This window comes from Embleya sp. NPDC056575 (genome assembly GCF_042793325.1).
Taxonomy (GTDB): Bacteria; Actinomycetota; Actinomycetes; order Streptomycetales; family Streptomycetaceae; genus Embleya.
In genome coordinates, this window is sequence record NZ_JBHTVA010000016.1 from 107,391 (window position 1) to 124,444 (window position 17,054).

The window sequence follows — 17,054 nt, forward strand, 5'->3', positions numbered from 1 at the left end:
TCTGTGGGTGCCCCGGGCGCTTTTTGTTGTGGCTCCCCCCTGGGGGGGTCGGCTGGGGGGCCGCCCCGCCCCCCCCCCCCCCGGGGCCCCGGCCGCCGCATGTTCGGGGCGGGGGCGGGTGAGGCGGCCCCGCGCCCGGATCAGCCCAGGGTGCGCTTGAGGAACCCCGCCATCGTCGAGCGATACTCGCGCGCCTCGGGAAGCACCGCGGTCAGCTCGCCGGCCCCGTGCACGAAACCGTCCCAGCGCGTGCTCTCGACCACGACGCCGGCCTCCGCCAGGCGCTTCGCGTAGGCCTCGCCCTCGTCCCGCACCGGGTCGTACTCGGCGGTGAGCACCAGCGCGGTGGGCAGCCCCGCCAGGTCCTCGGCATGCAGCGGTGAGGCCAGCGGGTCGGTGGCCTCGCTGCGCGGGCTGGACAGGTACTGCGCGATCGCGAACTCCAGGTCGGCGCGGGTGAGCAGGTAGCCCTCGCCGTTCTCCGCCACCGACGGCCGCGCCAGGGTCAGGTCCAGGATCGGGCAGTCCAGCACCTGGGCCACCGGGGTCGGCTGGCGGCGGTCGCGCAACATCAGGGCGCAGGCGGCGGCCAGGTTGGCCCCCGCGTTCGTGCCGCCGATGGCGACCTTGTCCGCGTTGACGCCCAACTGGAACGCGCGCTCCTGGACCCAGATCCACGCGGCGTACGCGTCCTCCAGGGGCCAGGGGAACTTGAACTCGGGGGCCAGGCGATACTCGACCGAGACCACCACCGCGCCGCTCTCCGCGGCGATGTGCGCGCAGTGGCTGTCGGACGCGTCGACCGAGCCCAGCCACCACGCGCCGCCGTGGAGGTACACGTAGCCTGGACGACCGCCCTTCGGCGCGGGTCCGGCCGGCGTGTACACGCGGGCGGTGATCTTCCCCGGCTCGGGCTCCTTGACGGTGATGCTCACTTCCCGCGTCGTCACATCTTTCGGCGCGGGCTCGACGGACGCGAGGATGGTCGTCTCGAGACCTTTGTTCGACGCGGCACGACGCTCCGCCAGGGGCAGGTCGGCCGGAAGGGGCGGCGCGGCGGCGACAGCGTCGAGGATCGGCTGGATCTGCGGTGCGACGGGCATGCGACTCCTCCGAACGGAACTACGAAGCAGCACAGTAGAACTTCACGCCCGGAGTTGACAGAGCGTCAGAAGTCGAGCGCGTGACATAGGCCACACAGAAACGGCACGAAGGGCGTCAACCGTCCCAGTTGCCCCCAGCGTTCAATAGACGAACCCAACGAGGAGTACGTGTTGACCGTCATCGACGAACCCCGGATACCGGGCGCGCCCCCGTCCGGACCGGGCCGGGGCGCATCCGACGAGCGCGTGTCGGGAGCCCTGTCGTTCGTGGAGCGCGGCCTTCGCCTCCTGTGGCGACCGCTGGCCGTCTACGCCGCCACCGCGCTGGCGCAACTGCTCGTGCTCTCGTGGATGATTCCGCCGGGCGGACCGAGCCTGCGGGATCGGCTGTTGCAGTGGGACGCGCACTGGTACGTGGACGTCGCCGCGCACGGCTATCCGGACAGCTTCACGTACACCCCCGAGGGCGACCTCACCGGGAACACGCTCGCGTTCTTCCCGCTGTATCCGGGCCTGGTCCGGATCGTGCACTATCTGACCGGGACCGACTACGAGACGGCCGGCCTGATCGCCGGGCACCTGGCCACGGCCGCCGCGATGTGCGTGTTGTACGTGTTCATGACGCGCCTGTACGACCGGCGCGCGGCGTTGGTGATGGTCGTCCTGGTGGGCGGCGCGCAACCGATGTCCGTGGTGTTCTCGATGGCCTACAGCGAGACGCTCTTCCTGGCGCTCGCGGTGGGCACACTGTTGGCCGCGCATCGCAAGGCCTGGCTGACCGCGGGCCTGCTCGCGTGTCTGACGAGCGTGACCCGACCGGCGGGCATCGCCGCGATCGCCGCGCTCGGTGTGGCGGCGCTGATGGAGATGTGGCGGCATCGGCGGCCGATGTCCGCGCCGATCGCCGCGTGTGCGATCGCGTGCCTGGGGATGCCGCTCTACCTGTTGTGGGTGGGCGAGCGGTTGGGCGAGATCGACGCCTGGTTCACCATCCAGGACGCCGGGTGGGGCACCAAGTGGGACAACGGGGACGCGGTCCGGCACTTCCTCACCGACACGCTGCGCAACGGCGACCAGTGGATAGCGGTCAGCACGGCGGTGCTGATCATCGCGGCGGTGGTCGGCTCGCTGGTCGCGCTGAACCGGCGCATCTGGCCGCCGTTGGCGGTGTACGGGCTGTCGATCCTGGTGATGACGCTGTGTCAGAGCAACTACTACCACTCGAAGTTGCGGCTGATGATCCCCACGCTGCTGTTCTTCGTACCCCTGGCGACGGTGTTGGCCCGAGCCCGGACCCGCACGGCCGTGCTGGTGCTGGGCGGGGCGTGTCTGTTCGGGATGTGGTACGGCGCGTACATGCTGACCACGTGGCACTACGGAATCTGACCGGGGCCGGCCGGCCTGCGGCCCGCCGTGGATGTACCTGCCGCGACTGTTGTGATCGGCATTCGGGTGATGGCCGAATAGTTGGGCATTTACCGACGATTAGCATCCATTCCCGTGACAGAACATCACAATGCGTGGACCTTACGCCACACGACCGACGTGGTCATCCTCGGTGCCGGGCCCGCGGGGCTTGTCCTCGCGAACATCCTGCACGGGCACGGGATCGACTGCGTCGTCCTGGAACGGGCCACCCGGGCACACATCGAGACCCGGGCGCGGGCGGGGTTCCTGGCCGCGAACACCGTGCGGGTGCTGGAGCGCAACGGCCTGGCCGAGGGCCTGCGCAGGCGGGGCCGGGAGCACCGCGTCTGCGAGTTCCGCACCGAGGGTGAGCGCTTCCGGCTGGATTACGGCCGGCTCGGCAGCGGGGAGGCGCACACGGTCTACCAGCAGCAGGACCTGGTCACGGACCTGTTGACGCGGTATCTGGACGCGGGCGGGCGGATCCGGTTCGGGGCCGAGGCGACGGCCGTGGTCGACGCGGACACCTCGCGGCCGTCCGTGCGGGTGCGTGGGGCCGACGGGCGCCTCGGCGGCTGGACGGCCGGGTACGTCGCCGGCTGCGACGGCCGGCACGGGGCCGCCCGGCGGTCGATCCCGCCCGGTGCGGTCCGGCACCACCGGCGCGACCACGGCGTGTCCTGGCTGGGCGTGCTCGCCGACGCGCCGCCGAGCATGGACGCCGTCGGCTACGCGATACACGCGCGCGGCTTCGCCGGCCACATGGCGCGCACCCCGGACACCACGCGCTACTACCTCCAGTGCGAACCGGGCACCCCGATCGACGCCTGGCCCGACGAGCGGATCTGGGACGAGTTGGCGGTGCGGATGCGCGCGGCGGACTACGGGCCGCTGCGGACCGGTCCGATCCGCCGGCGCGCCGTCGTGGACCTGGAGTCGGACGTGCTGGAACCACTGCGTCACGGCTCGCTGTTCCTGGTCGGGGACGCGGCGAGCCTGGTGAGCCCGTCCGCGGCGAAGGGCGCGAACCTCGCGGTCCTGGAGGCGGAGATCCTGGCGCACGCGCTGATCGCGGACCTCGTGCACGCCGACCCCGAGCCGCTGGCCCGCTATTCGGCACGCTGCCTGGCGTACATCTGGCGGGCGCAGGAGTTCTCGTCGTGGATGGTCCGGCTGCTGCACCGCCCGCCCGGATCGGACGACGAGACGTTGTTCCGGGACGGGTTGCGCCGCTCGCGCGTCGAGTCGCTGCGCACCTCACGGGCCCAACAGGACTGGTTCGCCGAGAACTACGTCGGCGTGTGACGAAAAATCCATCACGACAAGGGAGTCACTTCGATGACCGCGCAGACGCCGACGAGGACGAACGGCCGTGACGACACGGCCCGCCTGAGCGCGGCGATCGACATCGTCCGACGCCAGGACACCGCGACGCTGCTCGCGCTGTTGTTGCCGGGCCTGGACGGACCGGAGTTGCGGGCGCTCGTGGACCGTTGCCGCTTCGTGCACGCCGGGCTGCTCGTGTGCCCGCCGAGCGTGGCGGCGTTGCGCGCGGAGTTGGCCGCGCACGGGCTGGACGCGGACGACCCGCGGCTGCCCAGCGTGGTGGTCCGCGAACGGCTCGCGTTACGACACCGGCGCGACGTCGCCGATCTCGACGTGGGCATCCTGCGCCCCGCCGTACGGGGTCTGGACGGCGAGCGCCGGGCGGTCGAGGTGTTCGTGCTCCCCGTGCCGCCGGGGTCGGGGTTGGCGGACATCGCCGCGCACGAGCGGGAGCGGGAGCACGAGAAGCACCTGGCGTTCGAGGTCGAGCGGCCCGATCCGCTGGTGCTGCGCGGGCTGTGCGCGACGTTCGCCCGGCACGGGGCGCTCGCCGACGGCGGCGGGTACAACCCGCACGAGGACGGCACGGTCTTCTACTTCACCGCTCCCGCCGACTCGAAGGCCGGGTACGGTCGCCTGGAGCTGTACGCGGGCGGCGACCACCGGCAGGTGCTCGCCGCCCACCTGGCGGACTTCCGGGCCCGGCAGCCCGCCGAGACGCTGCTGCGGCTGTCGACCGGTGCGTGGACGACGCAGGCCCTCGCGACGTGTGCGCGGCTGGGTCTGGCCGACGCCATGGAGACCGGCGCCGCCGTCGGGCTCGCGGCACTGGCGCGAGCGGTCGACGCCGATCCGCCGAGCCTGGCGCGGCTGTTGCGCTACCTCGCCATGCTGGGCGTGGTCGTGGCGGACCCGAACGGCTTCCGGCTCACCGAGGTCGGCGCGCTGCTGCGCACGAACTCCCCGGGTTCGATGCGGCCGTTGGCGCTGATGTACGGCGGCCCGTTCTATCGGTCCTTCGCGCTGCTCACGCACACCGTGCGGACCGGACACACCGGCTTCGAGCGACTGTTCGGCGAGAATCACTTCGACTACTTCGCCCGCCGGCCCGAACTCGCCGCCTGCTTCGACGAGGCCATGGCCGCGAGTGCGCACATGTTCGATCCGCTGTCCGCGCACCCGGTGTTCACGGCGGCCGGCGGCGCGGCCGAGCCCCGGACCGTGGTCGACGTCGCGGGCGGTACGGGCGAGTTGCTCGGCCGGCTGCTCGCCGCGCGCCCGAACCTGCGCGGCGTCCTGCTGGAGCGCCCGCACGTCGTGGCGGCCGCCCGCCGCTCGCTCGACGCGGCCGGGGTGGGCGAGCGCTGCGTGTACCGGGCCGGCGATTTCGCGGACGTGCCGGCGGGCGGGGACGTCTACGTGCTCTCCCGCGTCCTGCACGACTGGGACGACGAGCGCTGCGGGCGGATCCTCCGGCACTGCGCGACCGCCATGCCCGCGCACGCCGACCTGCTCGTCGTCGAGCGCCTGCTGCCGGCCGACGGCTCCCCGGCGCCGGCCATCGCCTGGGACCTGCACATGATGTGCAACGTCGGGGGCCGCGAGCGCGGGGTCGAACACTACGGCCGGCTGCTGGGCGAGGCCGGGCTCCGGCTCGTCGAGGCCTCGCCGCTGCCGCTGGGCGCGAGTGTGCTGCACGCCCGCAGGGCCGACGCGTCACGCCCCTGAGACCGGAGGCGGGGGCTCGATACGACGAAAGCCCCGGCCGGGATCGGCTCGGGGCTTTCGGAAGCTTGGTCCTCCGCGTGGTCCGCCCGGATTCCACTGGCGGGCACGCTGAAGGCACTCGCCACTATGCCACACTCTCCGCAGCGGGGTCAAACTTTTGTTCGATCCGGGTCGGGCGACCTGCGCTCCCGGCCCGGCCCGGACCGGCCGGGTCGGGTGGCCGGCGCGGCCGCCCCGTCAGCGCAGGTGTGCCGTCTCGTTGAAGACGCGCAGCGACGCGTTGCCGTCGGACCACCACTGGACCGCGCTGATCGCCGCCGCCGACAGCTCCATCCGGAACATCGACTCCGCGGGTGCGCCGAGGGCGATCCGGACCAGGGTCTTGATCGGCGTCACGTGGGTGACCACGAGCACGGTGCGGCCGGCGTACCGGGCGATCGTCTTGTCCCGGGCCACCTCGACCCGGCGGGCCACCTCGGTGAAGCTCTCGCCGCCGGGCGGGGCCGCGTCGGCCGAGGTCAGCCACGCGTCCAGGGCGTCCGGCGTACGCTCGCGCGCCTCGGCGAAGGTCAGCCCCTCCCACGCGCCGAAGTCGGTCTCCCGAAAGCCCGGCTCCTCGCGCACCTTCAGCCCGAGCCGCTGCGCCACCGCCTCGGCGGTCTGCCGGCAACGGCCCAGCGGCGAGGACACGATCGCCTCGATGGTGCCGCGCGCGGCCAACGCCTCGGCCGCGCGGGCGGCCTGCCACCGGCCGCGCTCGGACAACTCCGGGTCGGCGCCGGTGCCGGAGAAGCGCTTTTGCGGGGTGAGCGCGGTCTCGCCGTGACGCAGCAGCACCAGGGTGGTCGGGCGGCCCAGGTCCGGACCCCAGCCGGGAGCGGTCGGACGCGCCTTGGGCGCCGGGGTCGACTCGCTCGGCGCGGGTTCGGCGGCCGGCGCGGCCTCGGCGGGCCCGGCCGTCGCGAACGCGGTGGAGTTCTGCGGGGTCCAGGCCCGGCCCTTGGCCGCCGCGTCCATCGCCTCGTTGGCGAGGCGGTCGGCGTGCTTGTTCCGCTCGCGCGGGATCCACGTGTAGGTGACCTGTCCGGACGGATGGATTCCGCGGGCCTTGGTCGCCAGGTCGCGCATGTCGGCGTGCTTGATCTTCCAGCGGCCCGACATCTGCTCGACCACGAGCTTGGAGTCGGCCCGCACCTCCACGGTCGCCGTGGGGTCGATCGTGTGCGCGGCGGTCAACCCCGCGATCAGGCCCCGGTACTCGGCCACGTTGTTCGTGGCCACCCCGATCGCCTCGGCGATCTCGTACAGCACCTCGCCGGTGTCCGCGTCGCGCACCAGCGCGCCGTAGGCCGCCGGGCCCGGGTTGCCCCGGGAGCCGCCGTCGGCCTCGACGACGAGCCTCACAGGCCCGACTCGGCGGTGCGGACGAGGATGCGCCGACAGTTCTCGCAGCGCACGATCGCGTCCGGCGCCGCGGCCCGGATCGCGCCCAGGTCGGTGATGCCCAGCTCCAGCCGGCAGCCCTCGCAGCGGCGCTGGAACAGCGGGGCCACCGCCACGCCGTGCGACTGCTCGCGGATGCGCTCGTACAGCTTGATCAGATCGGCCGGGATCGCGCTCGCGACCACCGTGCGCTGCTTGCGGGCGGCGTCCGCCTCGGCGTCGATCTCCGCCTCGGCGGCGCCGCGGCGCGCCTCGGCGGCGTCGCGGGCGGTCTGCGCCGCGTCCCGCTCGCCGACCAGCTGCCCCAGGCGGCCCTGGATCTCCTCGCGGCGCTCCATGACCTCCAGGACGACCTCCTCGAGGTCGTCCTGGCGCTTGGCGAGCGAGGCCACCTCGCGCTGCAGGTTCTCCAGGTCCTTGGGCGAGGTGACGTGGCCCGAGTCGAGCCGCTGCCGGTCGCGCTCGGCGCGCTTGCGGACCTGGTCGACGTCCTGCTCGGCCTTGGCCTGGTCGCGGGCCGCGTCGCTCTCCTCGGTCTCGGCGGCGACCACGAGGTCGCGCAACCGGGCGAGCTGCGAGCCGAGGCGGTCGATCTCCTCGTTCTCCGGCAGCGTGCGCTTCTTGTGGGCGAGCAGGTCGATTCGCGAGTCCAGGGCCTGGAGGTCGAGCAGGCGAAGCTGGTCGGCGGGCGCGGCGTTCAGCGGGGGCTCCTTGGATACGGCTCGGGTGGATACGGCTCGGGTGGGCGGGAGGTTGTCTTCCCACCCGGCCACCCGGTGCGTTCGGTGGGTGGGTTCGGGTGCCGCGGACGACGGACGGGCCGGGCGGGCCCGATCACCCGCGTCGCGGTGCCCGGTCGCGGTGTGGCAAGTGTGGTGTGGCTGCGTGACGGTGTGGCTGTGTGTACGGCGGTGTTCAGGGATGCGGTGTGTGGAACGTCCATGGGTCGGTGACTAGTTCCGAGACGTGGGTTTCCACCGTAGTACCGCCGGCGGTCAGTGCACGGGTGAGTTCGTCGGCCGCGTAGCGCAACCACGGCCACTCGGTGGCCCAGTGTGGGGCATCGAGCAGCGCGGGGCCGCCGGCCTCCAGCGCCTCGGACGCCGGGTGGTGGCGCAGGTCGGCGGTGACGTAGACGTCGGCACGGCTGCGCCGGACCGCGGCGAAGAGGCTGTCGCCCGCGCCGCCGCATACCGCGACGGTACGCACGAGGCGATCCGGGTCGCCGGCCACCCGCAGGCCCGTCGCGGTGGCGGGCAGGGCTCGGGCGGCCCGGGCGGCGAACGCGGCCAGCGTCTCGGGGGCGGCCAACTCGCCGATCCGGCCGATGCCCCGGCACTCGCTCGGGTCGGCCGGGGCCGGGTCGAGCGGCGCGGTGACGGTCAGCCCGAGGGCGGCGGCGAGTGCGTCGGAGACGCCGGGGGCGGCCGAGTCGGCGTTGGTGTGCGCCACGTGCAGGGCGCAACCGCCGGTGATCAGCCGGTGCACGACGCGCCCCTTGAACCCGGTCGCGGCCACCGAGTGCACGCCGCGCAGGAAGAGCGGGTGGTGGGTGACCAGGAGGTCGGCGCCGCGCGCGAGCGCTTCCTCGGCGACCGCCAGGGTCGGGTCGACGGCGAACATCACCGAGCGCACCTCGGCGTCCGGGTCGCCGCAGACCAACCCGACCGCGTCCCAGGATTCGGCCCAGTCGGGGTGGTAGATCCGTTCGAGGGTGGCGACGACGTCGGAAAGCTTGGGCACGAAGGGAGGTTACCTCTCCGCGCCCGCCGCCCCGATTCGGGCATCCCGGACGGACGGTGACGGAGCACACCGGAATACCTCCGGGTTGGGTGAAGTCGGCCCCATCCGAAGCGTTTGTGCGGTATGCAGGCTCGCACTGTCGTACGACACGAGGGGGACGACGACGATGCTGCACTGTCTGCTGTGCGGTACGCCCTATCTGGAGACGGACGCGTACTGCCCGGGCGAACAATGCGGCACCGACCTGCACGGTCAGCGCATGGGCGACCCGGCCTGCGCGGTACAGGCGTGGTGCGAGCCCCGTCGGATCACCGCGGTTCCCGGCGAGACGGTCATGGTGACGCTGACCCTGCGCAACACGGGCAGCGTGTCGGATGTCTACGACCCGGAACTGCCCCGGGACGCCGCCCGGCGGATCGGCCTCGACCGGCCCGGGCCGCCCGAGTTGCATCCGGGCGAGACCCGGACCTGGACGATCGTGTACACGGTGCCCCCGGACGTGGAGGACCAGCTCGCGCCGAACGGGATGTTCGGCCTCGGCGAGGTCGGCGCGGACGGTGGCGGCAGCGCGTTCGAGGAGGACTCCCGGGTCGTCGAGGAGAACGACGTGCCGGTGCGGGTGGTCTCCGTCCGGGACATGCGGGTGGCGGCGTGCGCGCCGTTCTCGGTACGGGTGGTCGCCGGCGCCGGCGCGGGGGCGTGGGGCGCGGCTGGGGCGACCGCGGGCGCCGCGGTCGCCCGCGAGCACCGGAACGGGAATCGGCGGACCAAGGTCGTCGCGGCCGTGTTCGCCATCGTGGCCGCGATCGTGGTGGCCGTGGTGGTCGGCATGGCGATGGCGGATTCGCACGACACCTCGCCGGCGGCCGAGACGAATCCGACCACGTCCGCGCCGGAGTCGACGAGCCCGAGGCCGGCCGCCGGTCCGACCACCGAGGCGCCGGTGACCAGCACGCCGGACGCGAGCGACTCGGCCGTGCCCAGCACGAGCGCGCCCACCAGACCGACCGTGCCGAACGTGGTCGGGATGAGCGAGGCGCAGGGCGTCGCGCTGCTGCGCGAGAAGGGCTTCCGAGGCACCGTCCGGGGCAGCGGCGGCACGATCGTGTCCACCGATCCGGCGGCCGGGACGAAGGTGGACCGGGAGCGGGCGGAGGTCGTGGTGGTGATGTCGGGGGCCAGGACCACCCCGCCGCCGACCACCACCGCGCCGATCTCCTCCCCCACGGCGACCGCTCCGGCGACGACCACGGTGCCGCCGTTGGTCGGCGCGTCGTCGTCCGAGGCGGAGTCCCGGTTGCGTGGGGCCGACCTGGTGGCGCGCATCGTGCGGGTGCCGACCGCCGATGCGCCGGAGGACACGGTCGTCGACTGCGCTCCGGGCGAGGGGGCGAAGGTTCGGCGCGGCTCGACGGTGACCGTGAAGGTGGCGACGGCGCCGAGCACGGAGTCGCCGGCGCCGCGCTGACGGCGGGGCCGGGGCCGGTCGATACGACGGGCCTGGTCGCTTCCCCATGCCATGCAATAGCTTGCTTCAGTCAAGAACAGGCGAAGGGAGCTTGCTCATGCTGGATCTCACCGGCGCGTCCGCGATCGTCACCGGCGGGGCCTCCGGGCTCGGCGAGGCCACCGCCCGCCGGCTCGCGGCCGGCGGCACCTCCGTGGTGATCGCCGACAAGAACGAGGAACGCGGCAAGGCGGTCGCCGCCGAGATCGGCGGTGTCTTCGTCGCCACCGACGTCACGCGGGAGGAGCAGGTACAGGCCGCGGTGGACGCGGCCGTCGCCGTCGCGCCGCTGCGCGCCCTGGTCTCCTGCGCGGGCACCGGCATGGGCGCGCGCACCGTGGCCCGAGACGGCACCCCGCACGCGCTGGCCGCGTTCGAGTTCATCGTCCGACTGAACCTGATCGGCACGTTCAACGCCGTCCGCCTGGCCGCCGCCGCGATGGCCTCGGTCGAGCCGCAGGCCGACGGCGAGCGGGGCGCGATCGTGTGCACCGCCTCGGTGGCCGCGTTCGACGGGCAGATCGGGCAGGCCGCGTACGGCGCCTCCAAGGCCGGCGTGGTCGGCCTGACCCTGCCGGTGGCGCGCGACCTGTCCGCGATCGGCGTACGGGTCAACACCATCGCGCCGGGCACGATGGACACCGCGCTGTTCGCCGCCGCGCCGCAGGCGGTCAAGGACACCCTCGGCGCGCAGGTGCTCTTCCCCAAGCGCATGGGCGTGCCCGACGAGTTCGCCTCGCTGGCGTACGAACTGCTCACGAACAGCTACCTCAACGCCGAGGTGATCCGGCTCGACGGCGGGATTCGCTTTCAGCCGAAATAGCGGTAATCGCTGTGAACCGGGAGATTTCCCCCATCGATCGGCGGCAATGGTCGGCACGCCCGTCCCCATGATGTTGGGATGGGGTGGTGAGCGATCAGACCTCCGCGTGGCAGCGCCCCCTGCCCCTGCACCTGCCCGGCCTGGCGCCGCCGATCCGCCGCGACTGCGCGATCGGCGGCGTGGTGTTCGCGGGCGCGCTCGTCCTGCTCTTCACCCGTTCGTATGTGATCTGGAACGTGTGGGATCCGAGTCCGTGGTTGCGGCTCGCGCCGTTGCTGCTGCTCACCGTCGCCCAGTGCCACCGCAGTTCGTCGCCGCGCTTCGCACTCGCCATCGGGCTCGTCGGCGAGGGCTTCGACACCGTGCTCGGGCCCTCGATCGGCGGCCTGATCATGTGGTCGGACGTGCTGTACGCGGTCAGCGTGTACGGCAGTTCGCGGCTGGCCTGGCGCCTGTTGTACGGCAATCTGACGGTGCTGGTGGTGAGTACGATCACCATCTGGGCGACGACCCGCAGTTTCCGGGTCTTCGTCCTCGGCGTCTTCTACATCGGCCTGGTCGCCATCTCCCCCGTGCTCACCGGGTTCTCGGTGCGCGAGCATCGGGAGAAGGCCGAGGTGGAACGCCTGCGCTCCGCCCAGACGGCGCGGCTGGCCGAACTCGACCACCAGGCCGCCGTGATCGCCGAACGTGCCCGGATGGCGCGCGAGTTGCACGACGTGATCGCCAACCACCTGAGCGCGGTCGCGGTCCAGTCCACCGCAGCGTTGTCCGTGAAGAGCCTGGACGAGGCGCGGCTGCGCGAGGCGCTGGAGGTGATCCGGGAGAGCAGCGTGCAGGGGCTCACCGAGATGCGCCGGATGATCGGTCTGTTGCGCTCGGAGAACACTCCCGAGGAACCGGTGTCGGTTCCTCGGCTGGCCGAGACCGATCGACTGGTCGAACACGTGCGCCGGGCCGGGCTGCTCGTGGACATCGAGATCGTCGGCGTGGTGCGCGAGTTGCCCACACCGGTCGACCTCGCGGCCTATCGGGTGGTCCAGGAGACGCTGACCAACGCCCTCAAGCACGCCACGCCGCAGCGGCTGCGCCTGGTCTTCACCTATCGCGCCGATGATGTGGTGATCATCGGCGAGAACGAGATCGACCCCGACCACGTCACCGGACTGCCCGGCGCGCGGGCGGGTCTGGTCGGCATGTCGGAGCGGGTCTCGTTGCTCGGCGGCCTGTTCGAGGCGGGCCCGCGCGACGGCCGGTGGCATCTGCGGGCCGAACTCCCGTGCGGTGACGACGTGGTGCTCGACGGCGGGATCAAGAACGCCCCGACGGGGCCGAAAGGTGGGACCGGGTGAGCGACGCCGAGACGCTGCGGGTGCTGGTCGCGGAGGATCAGGCGGCGGTCCGGGCGGGGCTCGTCCTGATCCTGGACGCGGCGCCGGGTATCGAGGTGGTCGGCGAGGCCGCCGACGGCGAGGACGCGGTGGCGCTGGCCCGGACGTTGCGGCCGGACGTGGTGCTGATGGACGTACGGATGCCGCGCCTCGACGGGATCAGCGCCACTCGGGAGTTGACCGCGGCGGGCCTGGACGTGCTCGTGCTGACCACGTTCGACCTGGACGAGTACGTGTTCGGCGCCCTGCGCGCGGGCGCGGCCGGGTTCCTGCTCAAGACGGCCGACGCCGCCCGGTTGGTCGAGGCGGTGCGCCTGGTCGCGCGCGGCGACGGCTTCGTCGCGCCGGAGGTCACGCGTCGGCTGATCCACGCGTTCGCGAGCCCGCCGATCCGGCCGACCGACGGCCCGGAGGTCCCCGCCGAGGCCCTGGCCTCACTCACCCCGCGTGAAAGCGACGTCCTGGCCTGCCTGGGCCGCGGCATGTCGAACCAACGCATCGCCGCCCACCTGGACATGGCCGAGGCCACCGCGAAAACCCACGTCAGCCGCATCCTCACCAAACTCGGCCTCAACAGCCGAGTCCAAGCCGCGATCCTGGCCCAACAACGCGGCATCGCCGAGTAGGCGGCGGACTGCCTGGCCGCGCTGCCTGGGCTTGTGGGTGATTCGGTGGGACCGGGGGCCGAATCGCGGTGCGTGGGGGGTCCGGGTGGGGCTCGCTCGATTGGGCCATCCTCTGGCGTGTGGGGGCGGGGCGGTGAGTGGGCTGAGCTGGGGGGATGGCGGCCGGGCGGGAATATGCAGATGAACTGACCAACCGGCCCTCAATGCGGGTCACTTCACTCAATTGGGTGAAGGGGGTCGCAACTCGTTGAGGTGGCCCGAAGGCGCTGCATACGGTCATGCCGTCCCGTCGGGGGGAGCGATCCGAGGCGGGGCGGCCGCGTCGGCGACCGGGGCACCCGGTTGCTCGACAACCGTTTCCGGGCATCGGTCGACGGGCGCGCGACGCGTCGTCGGCCGGGGCGCGAGGGCACTGTCGAGGGGGGAAGTCCAGGGATGGCGACGACGACCCGCGGACACCGGGCGGAGCGCACCGGCGGCCACGGCGCGCCGGGCACGAACCTGGTCGACCGCGTCCGTGCGGCGCTCGATCGCGATGCGGTCGGTGCCCGGGAACAGGGAAACGGCGAGCGGGCCCCGGGCTCGGCCGATGCGTGGGATGTGCGCTCCGACGACTTCTGGTGCACCGTACGGCCGCCGGGACACGCGGCTCGCGCGCAGGGCTGGAAGATCCATGTCAGCGCGCGGACCGGAGACGCCCCGCATGTGCTCGGCCGGGTGTGCGACGTGTTGTTGCCCCGTCGGGTGGCGTTCAAGTTCGCCGGTGACCTGGAGCGGTTGCGGATGCTCAACTCCCGAGACGCGGACCGGGCTTCGGCGGGCAAGTTCATCACCGTCTATCCCGACGACGACGAGCAGTTCATGGAACTGGTGGACGCGCTCGACGAGGTCACCCGCGAGCTGACCGGCCCGGGCATCCTCTCCGATCGGCCGTGCCGGCCCGGCAGCGTGGTGCACTACCGCTACGGCGGATTCGGCCGTCGAGCGGTGCTCGGCAACGACGGCGGCTATCGCGCGGTGCTGACCGATCCCGAAGGGTCGGCCGTGGACGACGCTCGGGAGGCGTGGTTCACTCCGCCGTCGTGGGCACCGGATCCGTGGGTACGGCGGGCCCGTTCGGCGCCGGCCGACGCGTCCGAGGCGGCGCCTCGGCGGACGGAGGTGCTGATCGGCGGCCGATTCGCGGTCACCTCGGCGCTGCGGCACTCCGCCAAGGGCGGCGTGTTCCTGGGCAAGGACACCACCGACGACACCGACGTCGTGGTCAAGCAGGCCCGTGCGCACATCGAGGTGGACCGCTCCGGGCGGGACGCGTGTGCGGCGCTGCGCCACGAGGCGGTGCTGATGCGGCGGCTCGAGCACACCGGCGTGACCCCTCGGCACGTCGCGCTGCTCGAAGAGGACGCGACGATCTTCCTGGCCCAGGAGCGGGTGCCGGGCGAGCCGTTGCGTGCCTGGGTGGTCCGGCATGCCGCGGATCCGGGTGTGGCGTGGGCACTCGCTCGGCCTCTCGTCGAGGGGCTGATCCGGCTGGTCCGGACCGTGCACGGCGAGGGTCTGGTGATGCGCGACCTGTCGCCGACGAATGTGCTGGTCGGGCCGGACGGCGTGCTGCGGCTGGTGGATCTGGAGCTGGCCGCCGAGATCGGTGTGCCGGCCGGTGCCGCGGGTACGCCCGGCTATCGGGCGCCGGAGCAGCGGCCGGGCGTCGACGGCAGCCATCGTGCGCATCCCTCGGCCGACCTGTACAGCCTCGGCGGCCTGTTCTTCCTGCTCGCCACCGGCGCCGACCCGGCCCTGCCCGAGGACGTGGGCACCACCCGCGACACGGTGGAACGCCTGGGCGCGTGGCTGGAGTTGGCGGCCCGAAACGGCGAAACCGCACAGCGCCTGGCGCCGGCGATCCGCGGCCTGTGGCACGAGGACCCGACACAACGCTGGTCGGCGGAGCGGACGTCGGCCTTCGTGGCGGGGCCGGCGGCCGGGGATGGGGCGGACGCGGTCGACGACGTGCGCTCGGGTTCGGGCGACGGGCCGTGCACCGGGCCGAGAAGTGGATCGGCCGACGCAGCGAACGGCGAGCCGGACGACAGGGCGACCGGGCCGAACGACGGGCCGAACGACGAATCGCGGCGCGAGCCGAGCGGCAGGGCCGCCACCGGGGCGGGCGACAAGACGCCTACCGGCGTGGAAGACGGGTCGCGCGCACAGGCGGTGTGCGCGGCGGGCGACCGGGCGGGCCAGGTGCCGGCAGAGCAGCCGAACGACAACTCTCGGCGCGCGTCGGGCCACGCCGCGAACGCGGCGAGCGATCGGACGGGCAGCCACTCGGAGCGCATGCGCGCAGACGTGCCGGGCGACGAACGTCGCGGTGAATCGGACCACGCCGCGGACGCGTGCCGCGGCCGGGAGGGCGGCCAGTCGGACCGCGCGCCCGCGGACCTGCCGGGCGATGGCCCTCTGCGCGAGTCGGGCCACGAGCCGGGCGCGGCGGGCGGCCGGGCAGGTAGCGGGTCGGACCGCGCAGGTCCGGCGGGTGACGGCCGCCGTGAATCGGACCAGGCCGCGGACGCGGCGAGCGATCGGACGGGCGGTCGGGCGGACCACGTAACGGCGGGTCCGGTGGGTGACGGCCGCCGTCGCGAGTCCGGCCTCGGTGGCGCCGCCGACGGGCGGACCCGATGTGCCGGGCGGCGGGATGTGCCGGATGGGCCTCGGCCGCATCCGGATACCGAGGGTGACAAGGTGCCGCCGCATCCGCAGCCGCCGGAGGACGACGCGCTGCTTCGGGACGGGCTCGCGCACCTCGTGGCCACGATGACACCCGGGCGGGTGGATCGGCTGTGGCCGAAGTCGGCCGGCGCGGCGGCGATGGATCCGTGCAGTGTGCAGTACGGCGCGGCAGGCGTGCTCGGCGTGTTGGCCCGGGCCGCGCACACCACCACGCTCGAACCCCGGCTGCGCTACACCCTGCATCGCGCGGTCGAGGACGGCGCCGCCTGGCTCCGCGATCGGGCCGCGGCCGAGCCGGTGCTCCTACCCGGGCTGCACTTCGGGCGTTCCGGCACCGCCTGGGCGCTGCACGACGCGGCGGCGCTGCTCGGCGACGCCGAACTGGCCGCCGGCGCCGCCGAGCTCGCCCTGCGCGTACCGATCGCCTGGCCCAACCCGGACGTGTGCCACGGCGCCGCCGGGGCCGGTCTGCTCCAGGTCCGGATGTGGCGGGCCACCGGCGACGAACGTTTCCGGCAGCGCGTCGTCGCGTGTGCCGACACGCTGCTCGGCGCCGCCCGGCAGGCCGGCGACCTGACCCTGTGGCCCGTACCGCGGGACTTCGACTCGCGCCTCGCCGGCGCCGCGCACCTCGGATTCGCGCACGGCGTCGCCGGGGTGGGTACATTCCTCCTCGAAGCGGCGCTGACCACCGGCCGCGAGGGCTACCTCGACGGCGCCCGGGCCGCGGCGCACACCCTCACCCGTACCGCGCGTGTCGACGGCGACGGCGCGTGGTGGCCGCAGGGTCCGGGCGATCCGGCCGGGGTCCGGCTGGCGTACTGGTGCAGCGGCTCGGCCGGCGTCGGGACGTTCCTGATCCGGCTGTGGCGGGCGGACCACGATCCGCTGCACCGCGACCTGGCCGAGCGGGCCGGCGCGGCGGCCCATCGTGCCCGGTGGCATTCGGGCACCACGGCGTGCCACGGTCTCGCGGGCAACGGGGAGTTCCTGCTCGATCTGGCCGAGGCGGTGGGCGAGCCGATCCATCGTGCGCGGGCCGCCGAGATCGCCGATCAGCTGCGGGTGCGGACCGCGATCGTCGACGGCCTGCGGGTGCCGGCCGACGAGAGCGCCACGGGTGTGTCCGCCTCGTACGGCACCGGCACCGCCGGTGTCCTCGGCTTCCTGCTCCGGCTCCGCCACGGCGGAGCGCGGTTGTGGTTGGACGGTGAGGAAGCGTGA

At 73.3% G+C, this 17,054-nt stretch carries 12 protein-coding genes; 8 read left to right on the forward strand and 4 right to left on the reverse strand.

The features are described from left to right. Positions 1-140 precede the first annotated feature (140 nt). A complete protein-coding gene (locus ACFRCG_RS15230; RefSeq protein WP_380031683.1) occupies positions 141-1,103 on the reverse strand; it encodes an alpha/beta hydrolase in 963 nt (320 codons plus the stop codon). A gap of 168 nt (positions 1,104-1,271) precedes the next feature. Between ACFRCG_RS15230 and ACFRCG_RS15235 the strand changes: the two genes are divergently transcribed. The 3 genes from ACFRCG_RS15235 to ACFRCG_RS15245 all read left to right on the forward strand — a co-directional run bounded on the left by ACFRCG_RS15235 (position 1,272) and on the right by ACFRCG_RS15245 (position 5,564). Further along, the gene (locus ACFRCG_RS15235) at positions 1,272-2,489 is read left to right on the forward strand and encodes a hypothetical protein (RefSeq protein WP_380031685.1); all 1,218 of its coding nucleotides are present in this window, start codon (positions 1,272-1,274) and stop codon (positions 2,487-2,489) included. A 159-nt stretch (positions 2,490-2,648) separates the two neighbouring features. After that, entirely contained in the window at positions 2,649-3,815 is a 1,167-nt protein-coding gene (locus ACFRCG_RS15240; RefSeq protein ID WP_380031760.1) for a 4-hydroxybenzoate 3-monooxygenase, read from the forward strand. A 33-nt stretch (positions 3,816-3,848) separates the two neighbouring features. After that, on the forward strand, positions 3,849-5,564 hold the full coding sequence (locus ACFRCG_RS15245) for a methyltransferase (RefSeq protein WP_380031687.1): 1,716 nt from the start codon (positions 3,849-3,851) through the stop codon (positions 5,562-5,564). Between the two features lie 237 nt (positions 5,565-5,801). Here the strand turns inward: ACFRCG_RS15245 and ACFRCG_RS15250 are convergent, their stop codons facing one another. From ACFRCG_RS15250 to ACFRCG_RS15260, 3 genes are all read right to left on the reverse strand, one after another. Continuing rightward, positions 5,802-6,968 carry a bifunctional RNase H/acid phosphatase gene (locus ACFRCG_RS15250; protein WP_380031689.1) on the reverse strand — a complete coding sequence of 389 codons (1,167 nt, stop codon included), beginning with the start codon at positions 6,966-6,968 and terminating at the stop codon, positions 5,802-5,804. Beyond that, on the reverse strand, positions 6,965-7,708 hold the full coding sequence (locus tag ACFRCG_RS15255) for a zinc ribbon domain-containing protein (RefSeq protein WP_380031762.1): 744 nt from the start codon (positions 7,706-7,708) through the stop codon (positions 6,965-6,967). Before ACFRCG_RS15255 ends, ACFRCG_RS15250 begins: the two co-directional genes overlap by 4 nt. A gap of 214 nt (positions 7,709-7,922) precedes the next feature. Beyond that, positions 7,923-8,750 carry a Nif3-like dinuclear metal center hexameric protein gene (locus tag ACFRCG_RS15260; RefSeq protein WP_380031692.1) on the reverse strand — a complete coding sequence of 276 codons (828 nt, stop codon included), beginning with the start codon at positions 8,748-8,750 and terminating at the stop codon, positions 7,923-7,925. Between the two features lie 166 nt (positions 8,751-8,916). Between ACFRCG_RS15260 and ACFRCG_RS15265 the strand changes: the two genes are divergently transcribed. The 5 genes from ACFRCG_RS15265 (at position 8,917) to ACFRCG_RS15285 (ending at position 17,054) form a co-directional block, all read left to right on the forward strand. Beyond that, positions 8,917-10,218, forward strand: a complete 1,302-nt coding sequence (locus tag ACFRCG_RS15265) for a PASTA domain-containing protein (RefSeq protein WP_380031694.1) — start codon at positions 8,917-8,919, stop codon at positions 10,216-10,218. A 97-nt stretch (positions 10,219-10,315) separates the two neighbouring features. Continuing rightward, on the forward strand, positions 10,316-11,080 hold the full coding sequence (locus ACFRCG_RS15270; RefSeq protein WP_380031696.1) for an SDR family NAD(P)-dependent oxidoreductase: 765 nt from the start codon (positions 10,316-10,318) through the stop codon (positions 11,078-11,080). A gap of 86 nt (positions 11,081-11,166) precedes the next feature. After that, the gene (locus tag ACFRCG_RS15275; RefSeq protein ID WP_380031697.1) at positions 11,167-12,432 is read left to right on the forward strand and encodes a sensor histidine kinase; all 1,266 of its coding nucleotides are present in this window, start codon (positions 11,167-11,169) and stop codon (positions 12,430-12,432) included. Then, positions 12,429-13,097: a response regulator gene (locus ACFRCG_RS15280; protein WP_380031699.1), complete on the forward strand. Its 669-nt coding sequence runs from the start codon at positions 12,429-12,431 to the stop codon at positions 13,095-13,097. Before ACFRCG_RS15275 ends, ACFRCG_RS15280 begins: the two co-directional genes overlap by 4 nt. A 435-nt stretch (positions 13,098-13,532) precedes the next feature. Beyond that, the gene (locus ACFRCG_RS15285; protein WP_380031701.1) at positions 13,533-17,054 is read left to right on the forward strand and encodes a lanthionine synthetase LanC family protein; all 3,522 of its coding nucleotides are present in this window, start codon (positions 13,533-13,535) and stop codon (positions 17,052-17,054) included.